This window comes from Rhodococcus sp. EPR-157 (genome assembly GCF_001647195.1).
Lineage (GTDB): Bacteria > Actinomycetota > Actinomycetes > Mycobacteriales > Mycobacteriaceae > Rhodococcoides.
Map to the genome: position 1 here is coordinate 1 of NZ_LVCV01000371.1, position 7,780 is coordinate 7,780.

Annotated in this window: 7 protein-coding genes; 5 read left to right on the forward strand and 2 right to left on the reverse strand. The window is 63.5% G+C overall.

Annotated features, from left to right (window positions below; translation table 11 throughout):
* Together A2J03_RS17030 and A2J03_RS17035 are read left to right on the forward strand one after the other, a co-directional pair.
* Positions 1-648 (forward strand): ACT domain-containing protein (locus A2J03_RS17030; protein WP_156520428.1); only part of this gene is annotated, 648 nt, incomplete at its 5' end.
* A gap of 50 nt (positions 649-698) precedes the next feature.
* Entirely contained in the window at positions 699-1,709 is a 1,011-nt protein-coding gene (locus A2J03_RS17035) for a 3-isopropylmalate dehydrogenase (RefSeq protein WP_068376149.1), read from the forward strand.
* Between the two features lie 283 nt (positions 1,710-1,992).
* On the opposite strand, the gene A2J03_RS17040 is transcribed toward A2J03_RS17035, so the two are convergent.
* Entirely contained in the window at positions 1,993-3,189 is a 1,197-nt protein-coding gene (locus A2J03_RS17040; RefSeq protein WP_068376152.1) for an MFS transporter, read from the reverse strand.
* A gap of 134 nt (positions 3,190-3,323) precedes the next feature.
* On the opposite strand from A2J03_RS17040, the gene A2J03_RS17045 reads away from it, so the two are divergent.
* From A2J03_RS17045 to A2J03_RS17055, 3 genes are read left to right on the forward strand one after another with little or no spacing between them, the layout of a single operon-like run.
* The gene (locus A2J03_RS17045) at positions 3,324-4,097 is read left to right on the forward strand and encodes a fumarylacetoacetate hydrolase family protein (RefSeq protein ID WP_068376154.1); all 774 of its coding nucleotides are present in this window, start codon (positions 3,324-3,326) and stop codon (positions 4,095-4,097) included.
* Positions 4,098-4,130: 33 nt separating this feature from the next.
* The gene (gene gltX / locus A2J03_RS17050) at positions 4,131-5,612 is read left to right on the forward strand and encodes a glutamate--tRNA ligase (RefSeq protein WP_068376156.1); all 1,482 of its coding nucleotides are present in this window, start codon (positions 4,131-4,133) and stop codon (positions 5,610-5,612) included.
* Positions 5,613-5,643: 31 nt separating this feature from the next.
* The gene (locus tag A2J03_RS17055) at positions 5,644-6,600 is read left to right on the forward strand and encodes a YihY/virulence factor BrkB family protein (RefSeq protein ID WP_068376158.1); all 957 of its coding nucleotides are present in this window, start codon (positions 5,644-5,646) and stop codon (positions 6,598-6,600) included.
* On the opposite strand, the gene A2J03_RS17060 is transcribed toward A2J03_RS17055, so the two are convergent.
* Positions 6,582-7,780: bifunctional 3'-5' exonuclease/DNA polymerase (locus A2J03_RS17060; RefSeq protein ID WP_068376159.1), on the reverse strand; the 1,199-nt coding region annotated here is incomplete at its 5' end. The two genes, A2J03_RS17055 and A2J03_RS17060, sit on opposite strands and share 19 nt — an antisense overlap.

Below are 7,780 nucleotides of genomic sequence, written 5' to 3' on the forward strand. Positions count from 1 at the left end.
GTCAAGGGCGGAGCCGTCGGCGAAGAGGTTTCGCCATGGCTCGAAATCGTTCGCAAGCAGGGCGTGCTGCTCGGTGCACTGTCCGAAGAGCTCCCTTCGTCGCTGTCGGTGGATGTCCGCGGCGAACTGGCGGCAGAGGACGTCGAGATCCTGAAGCTTTCGGCGCTGCGCGGGCTGTTCTCCGCTGTCATCGAGGACTCGGTCACGTTCGTCAACGCCCCGTCGCTCGCCGAAGAACGAGGTGTCACAGCCGAGGTCACGAAGGCGTCCGAGAGCGAGAACCACCGCAGCGTCGTCGATATCCGCGCCGTCTACGGCGACGGAAGCGTCCTCAACGTCGCCGGAACGCTCACCGGTACTTCGCAGGTCGAGAAGATCGTCAACATCAACGGTCGCAACTTCGAACTCCGAGCCGAGGGCAAGAACCTCATCGTCAACTACGCCGACCAGCCGGGAAGCCTCGGCCGCATCGGTACGTTGCTCGGGGACGCCGGCATCGACATCCAAGCTGCCGCACTCAGCCAGGACTCGGAAGGCGACGGCGCGACGATCCTTCTTCGCGTCGACAAGGACGTGTCCTCGGAGCTCCGTGCAAGTATCGCCAGTGCAGTGGGCGCGTCGACGATCGAACTCGTCGACCTGTCCTGAGCTGTTCTGATCCGACACGTACCCGATTGCCCCGAAAGAACGAGGAGTCAATGAAGCTCGCCGTCATCGCCGGAGATGGAATAGGTCCCGAGGTTGTCGAACAAGCGCTGAAGGTGCTCGACGTCGTCGTGCCCGGTACCTCGAAGACCGAGTACGACCTCGGTGCTCGCCGGTACAACGCGACCGGTGAGCTTCTCCCGGATTCGGTGCTCGACGAACTTCGCGGGCACGACGCAATTCTCTTGGGCGCAATCGGTGATCCGTCGGTGCCCAGCGGCGTGCTCGAACGCGGTCTGCTGTTGCGGGCCCGTTTCGAGCTCGATCACCACATCAACCTGCGGCCGGCGAAGCTGTACCCGGGCGTAGTCGGTCCGCTCGACGGCAACAAGGCAATCGACGTCGTCGTGGTTCGCGAAGGTACCGAAGGTCCGTACACGGGCAACGGCGGTGCATTGCGGGTTAACACCCCGCACGAGGTTGCCACCGAGGTCAGCGTCAACACGCGCTACGGCGTCGAACGCGTCGTACGTGACGGGTTCGCCCGGGCACTCGGACGTCGTAAGCACCTCACGTTGCTGCACAAGACCAACGTGCTGACCTTCGCCGGAAGCCTGTGGGCACGCACGGTCGAGGCGGTGTCCACGGAGTTCCCCGACGTCGAGGTCGCCTACCAGCACATCGACGCGGCGATGATCCACCTCGTCACCGATCCGGGGCGCTTCGATGTCATCGTCACCGACAACCTGTTCGGCGACATCGTGACCGACCTGTCGGCCGCCGTCAGTGGCGGAATCGGGCTCGCAGCCAGCGGAAACATCGACGCGACGAGGACGAACCCGTCCATGTTCGAGCCCGTCCACGGCAGTGCGCCCGACATCGCGGGACAGGGTAAGGCCGATCCGACGGCTGCAATCCTGTCGGTCTCGCTGCTCCTCGCTCACCTCGGCGATCATGCGAACTCCGAGCGCGTCGAAGCGGCAGTCGCCGCCGACCTCGCCTCGCGCGGGGCGGCAGCCGCAAGCACCTCGGAGGTCGGCGACCGAATCGCCGGGCGGTTGTAGCTAGGGCTCGCCCTTTTTCGCACCGAATGTCCCGTTCGGTCTCCACTGCGGAGACCGAATGGGACATTCGCTGTTTCTGGGGTGTCCACCGGTGACCGAATGAGTCGTTCGCTAGCGCCCCGGGTGACCGAATCAGGCACTCGGTCCCGCCAAGTGACCGAATGAGACACTCGCACACTCAGAGTGACCGAGACAGACATTCGGTCCCGCCAAGTGACCGAAACAGCATCATTCGCTCACCGCGGGGGGCGGGGCCCGAACCGAGCCCGACCCAGAACGGCGACTACTCGCGCGACTCGTGATCGTCAGGGATCACAGGTACGGACAGGGCAGGGAAGACGGCCGATACCAGGAATGCCAAAGGGAAGCTGACCGCTGCGAGTGCGCCGAAGGTGGGAGGCACCAGGGACGCGGCGATGAACTGCCCCGTGTTCTGGACGCCGAGAGCCCGACCGCTCCAGTACGGACCCGAGTACTCGGCGACGGCTGTGAACGCAAGCCCGTTCGGTGCGACGGTGACGATCGATGCGACCACGAGTAGGGCGACGGAGAGAGGTGAATCGAGCCAGTCCGTCAGTGCGAGGCCCAGCATGCTGACTGCCGCGCTGGCAGCTACCCATCGCAGGGGCCGCATCCGGCTTTCGACGCGGTCGGACAGCGCGCCGATCCCCATCCGGCCGAGCGCCCCGAGGATCTGCGTGACGGTCACGAGTATGCCTGCCGACGCGGCCGACCATTCACGATCGGACATCAGCCACACCAGTGCGTAGGTCCATACGACGTACTGGGGGACGACGAGCAGGACAGACGTCGAGTGGATTCGCCACAATTGACTGCTCGACCGATACGGGTTCGCGAGTAGACCTTTCTCTGCAGCTGCTGCCCGGCTCGGTCGTGGGGGATCGACGACGGCCAGGCACAGGAGACCTCCGGTGAGGCAGATGATCGCCGGGACGAGGAGGGCAGCAGAGACGCCGTGATCGCGTGCGATGGAGGGGATGGTCAGGGCGGCGATGGCGACGCCGAGTGGTACCGACATCTGGCGGATTCCCATTGCGAGGCCTCGTCGTTCCGGCGGAAACCAGCCGACGACTACTCGACCCGACGCGCTGTTCGCACTTGCGGCCGCCATGCCGCCCGCGAGGAGACAGAGGCCCAGAAGCAGAAACGAGGTCGTGAATACGGCTGCGAAGCTGAAGAGTGCGGTGAGTCCGAGGCCGATCACCAACACCAGTCGTTCGCCGATGCGATCGACGAGTACACCCCAGGCAATGAGAGTCAGCATTATTCCGACTGTCGGCATCGCGACGAGTAGTCCTGCGCTGGCGAGGCTGAGGCCTCGGTCGTCGTGCAGTGCCGGAATGAGAAATGCTGCGCCGTTGATGAAGACCGCACCCGCCGTCTGCGCGAGCATTCCGAGTGCCAGCATGAACCATTTTCGCGACGTGCGTGTTCGATGATGACGGTCCGTCGTGGTCATGGCCTATCCTTAAATCTCACTATATGGTCATCGAATCTTGCATGGTGAAACGATGAGTGGACTGTACACCCGTCATGGCGGGGCTATCGGACGGGCGTGCCGACGCGCGGACTAGTGGTCGATAGACTTTCGACATGCGTCTCGGTCGAATTGCAAGTCCTGATGGTGTGGCGTTCGTGAGTATCGAGGGAGAAGGTGAGCAGCAGACGGCTCGGGAGATCGCCGAACATCCTTTCGGCACACCGACCTTCACCGGTCGATCCTGGCCTCTCGCTGACGTGCGCCTGCTTGCGCCGATTCTGGCGAGCAAGATCATCGCCATCGGAAAGAACTACGCGGCACACGCGGCGGAGATGGGCGGAGAGGCGCCGAAGGATCCGGTCATCTTCATCAAGCCCAACACCTCGATCGTCGGTCCCGGTGCCCCGATCGTCCTGCCTCCGACGTCCAGCGAGGTGCACTACGAGGGAGAACTCGCAGTCGTCATCGGTCGTCCCTGCAAGGACGTCCCTGCGGCCAAAGCTCTCGACGTAGTACTCGGCTACACGATCGCGAACGACGTCTCCGCGCGTGATCATCAGCGTCAGGACGGTCAGTGGACCAGGGCGAAAGGGCACGACACGTTCTGCCCGCTCGGACCCTGGATCGAAACCACGCTCGATGCCTCCGACGTCGAGATAAAGACCGAGGTCGACGGTGCGGTCGCGCAGCGCAGCCGAACGTCTCTGCTTCTGCACGACATCCCGGAGATCATCGAATGGATCTCTGCGGTGATGACTTTGCTGCCGGGCGACGTGATCCTCACCGGAACGCCCGAGGGGGTCGGGCCGATCACCGCGGGACAGACGGTGTCGATCACCGTCGAGGGCATCGGTACCTTGACCAATCCTGTTGCAGCGAAAAGCTAGAGACCAATTCATCCCCTCGAACGTGAGCGAGCTATGACCTCCACCGAAGTACGTGTTCGATTCTGTCCGTCACCGACGGGCACGCCGCATGTCGGATTGATCCGAACCGCGTTGTTCAACTGGGCATTCGCCCGACACCACGGCGGAACCTTCGTCTTTCGCATCGAGGACACCGATGCTGCGCGCGATTCGGAGGAGTCGTACGCGGCGATTCTCGACGCGTTGCGGTGGCTCGGACTGTCCTGGGACGAAGGCCCGGAGGTCGGTGGGCCCTACGAACCGTACCGCCAGTCGCTCCGTCGTGATCAGCATCTCGAGGTTGTGCAGAAGCTGCTCGACGCCGGTGAGGCATACGAATCCTTCTCGACTCCGGAGGAGGTCGAGGCCAGGCACCTCGCTGCCGGCCGCGACCCGAAGTTGGGTTACGACAACTACGATCGGGATCTGACCGCGGATCAGAAGGCGGCGTTCCTGGCGGACGGACGCAAAGCCGTTGTGCGCCTTCGGATGCCGAACCACGATCTTTCGTGGGACGACCTCGTGCGTGGCGAGACGACCTTCAAGGCCGGGACGGTCCCTGACTTCGCGCTCACACGCGGAAACGGAATTCCCCTGTATACCTTGGTCAATCCCGTGGACGATGCTTTGATGAAGATCACCCATGTCCTTCGCGGTGAGGACCTTCTGTCGTCGACTCCGCGTCAGCTCGCATTGTACGAAGCGCTCGAGCGGATCGGTGTCGCGAGCTTCACGCCGCAGTTCGGTCATCTGCCGTTCGTGATGGGACAGGGGAACAAGAAGCTCTCCAAGAGGGATCCCGAATCGAACCTGTTCATCCACCGCGACCGCGGCTTCGTTCCCGAGGGTCTTCTCAACTATCTTGCCCTTCTCGGATGGGGTATCTCGGACGATCACGACGTATTTTCTCTCGACGAGATGGTCGCCGCGTTCGACATCTCGAAAGTCAATTCGAATCCAGCGAGATTCGACCAGAAGAAGGCCGACGCGATCAATGCCGAGCACATCAGGCTTCTCGAGCCGGCCGACTTCGCTGCTCGTCTCCGCGCGTTCCTGACCGAACAGGGTCACCTTTCCTCGGAAATCGACGATGCGCAGTTCGCCGTCGCGGCAGATCTGGTTCAGACGCGCATCGTCGTGCTGTCCGACGCGTGGGCACTGCTGAAATTCCTCTATGTCGCCGACGGGGAATTCGCGATCGATCCGGCTGCAGCTGCGAAGAACCTCGGTAGCGATGCCGGACCGGTGCTCGACGCGACCATCGCTGCGCTCGAGGCGGTGCCCGAGTGGCGAACCGCAGCGTTGGAAGAGTCCTTGAAGGCGGCCCTGATCGACGGTCTCGAGCTCAAGCCTCGTAAGGCGTTCGCTCCGGTGCGGGTTGCGGTGACCGGATCTCACATCAGCCCTCCGCTCTACGAGTCGATGGAGTTGCTGGGCCGGGACACGACGTTGGCACGACTCGCCGCTGCGCGCGCCACGGTCGGCCAGGCGTCGTGATCCCTTGAGCGCGGCCGGCCGGTTGGACCGGATGCAACGCAAGCATCCGGTCCTCGGGTTTCCGCTGGCGGTGATCTACAAGTTCGTCGACGATCAAGGTGGATATCTTGCGGCCCTGATCGCGTACTACGCGTTCGTCTCTCTCTTTCCTCTGCTGTTGCTCGCATCGACCATTCTCGGGATCGTGCTTGCCGGTAACCCCGAGTTGCAGCAGCAAATCCTCGACTCCGCACTGAGTCAGATTCCGATCATCGGTTCCGATGTCGGCGAGCCCGACAAGATCGGTGGTGGGACACTCGGATTGGTCGTCGGTGTTCTCGGGTCGCTCTACGGTGGACTCGGAGTCGCGGTGGCCGTCCAGAACGCGATGAACACCGCGTGGGCGGTTCCCAAGAATCTTCGTCCCGATCCGATCTTTGCGCGTGTTCGGGGAATGGCTCTGCTCAGCACTGTCGGGGTTGCGGTCCTTGCGATCACGGCCGTGAACGTCGCAAGCTCCGCCGGATATTTCGGAGCCGTCAGTGGCGCCGTGGTTCTCGCCGCAGTGGTCGTTCTGAACGTCATCGTATTCACCATCGCCTTCCGGCTCGCCACCGCGCGAGCGCTCTCGGTAGCCGACGTGCTCCCCGGTGCGGTCGTGGCCGGTGTCATCTGGCAGCTGTTGCAGACGTTCGGCGGCGTCTACATCAAGTACGTCGTCTCGCGGGCCTCGATCACCAATGGGGTGTTCGCCGTCGTTCTCGGTCTCCTTGCATTCATGTACATCGCAGCCGCCCTCGTCGTGATTTCAGTCGAGATCAACGTGGTTCGTGTCGACAAGTTGTATCCGCGTGCCCTTCTGACGCCGTTCACCGACGACGTACAGCTGACCGAGGGGGACAGGCTGACCTATACAGGGCAGGCCGAAGCACAGCGGAGCAAGGGATTCGAGGAGATCGACGTGACGTTCGACGGTCCCCGCGGCGAGGATCAATCCGGCTCGGCATAACACTCTCTGATCGCGACATCCATGGGGAATCGAATCTCCGTGTCGCCGAACAACAACCGCGTCGCGGTCTCGGCGGCCTCGATGACGAGGCGGGCTGCCGTGTCGGGTTCGCGGCTGTGGACGACGACCTCGTCGTGTTGGAAGAACACCAGTTCGCCGGAGCCGGCGTTCTCGGTCAACCTACGGCGCAGGTCTGCCAGCAAGCACAGTGCCCATTCGGAGGCGGTCGCCTGAACGACGAAGTTCCGAGTGAAGCGCCCGCGGGCGTGTGCGTCGCCGTGCGACCACCAGGCGTCGTCAGGGGGAGGGCAGGCGCGACCCAGTAGCGAACGGACCACCTCGCCGCGCTCGCCGGCCCGTGCCGCCTTCTCCACGAATTCGACTGCGTCGGGAAAGCGACGGCGCAGCAGAACCAGCAGCGACCGCGCCTCGCCCGCGGTCGCCCCGTACAGCACTCCCAGCACCGCTACCTTTGCCTTCGCTCGGTCCCCGTCGAACGCCGCCGCCGCAACGGGTGCGTAGAGATCATCGGATCCCGCTGCTTCCATCATCTTTCGGTCCCTCGACATCGCGGCCAGAATTCGTGGTTCCAGTTGGCCGGCATCGGCAATCACAAGCTGGTGTCCTGGGTCTGCGATGATGCTGCTGCGCAACGATTTCGGTATCTGCAGGGCTCCACCTCCGCGGCTGGACCACCGACCGGACACCACGCCGCCTGGAACGTACACCGGACGGAATCTGTCTCCGCGCACCCAGGTGTCGGCCCATGCCCAGCCATTGGTGCTGAACAACTTCGACAGGTCTCGGTGGCGGAGGAGGAGTGGAGCGGCTGGATGGTCGATGTCGCGAAGCACGTGTGCCCGCGTCGATGTCAGTTCGATACCTGCTCGGGCGAACGCAGACACGACTTCCATCGGTGAGCTCGGATTCACGCGTTGCCCGAACGCGTCGCCGACCGCTGCTTCCAGTGCCGTCAATTCAGGTGGAAGGTGGCCTTCGATGGGTCGGCTGCCAAGTGCTTTCTCGAGATAGTTCTCGTGCGCAGCGGCGGAAAAAGGGAGCCCGTCGAAGCTCATCTCTGCGGCGGCAAGGCCACCCGCGGACTCGGCGGCGGTCAGCAGTCGCAGGTCGCTGGAATCGCCGATCGTCTGCACCTGAGTGCGATGCCAGATGACCACCG

Bases quoted from the DNA above. Each gene is read 5' to 3' on its own strand.
- A2J03_RS17035 (WP_068376149.1), top strand. From the start codon at position 699: ATGAAGCTCGCCGTCATCGCCGGAGATGGAATAGGTCCCGAGGTTGTC.
- A2J03_RS17040 (WP_068376152.1), bottom strand. From the start codon at position 3,189: ATGACCACGACGGACCGTCATCATCGAACACGCACGTCGCGAAAATGG.
- A2J03_RS17045 (WP_068376154.1), top strand. From the start codon at position 3,324: ATGCGTCTCGGTCGAATTGCAAGTCCTGATGGTGTGGCGTTCGTGAGT.
- gltX (WP_068376156.1), top strand. From the start codon at position 4,131: ATGACCTCCACCGAAGTACGTGTTCGATTCTGTCCGTCACCGACGGGC.
- A2J03_RS17055 (WP_068376158.1), top strand. From the start codon at position 5,644: ATGCAACGCAAGCATCCGGTCCTCGGGTTTCCGCTGGCGGTGATCTAC.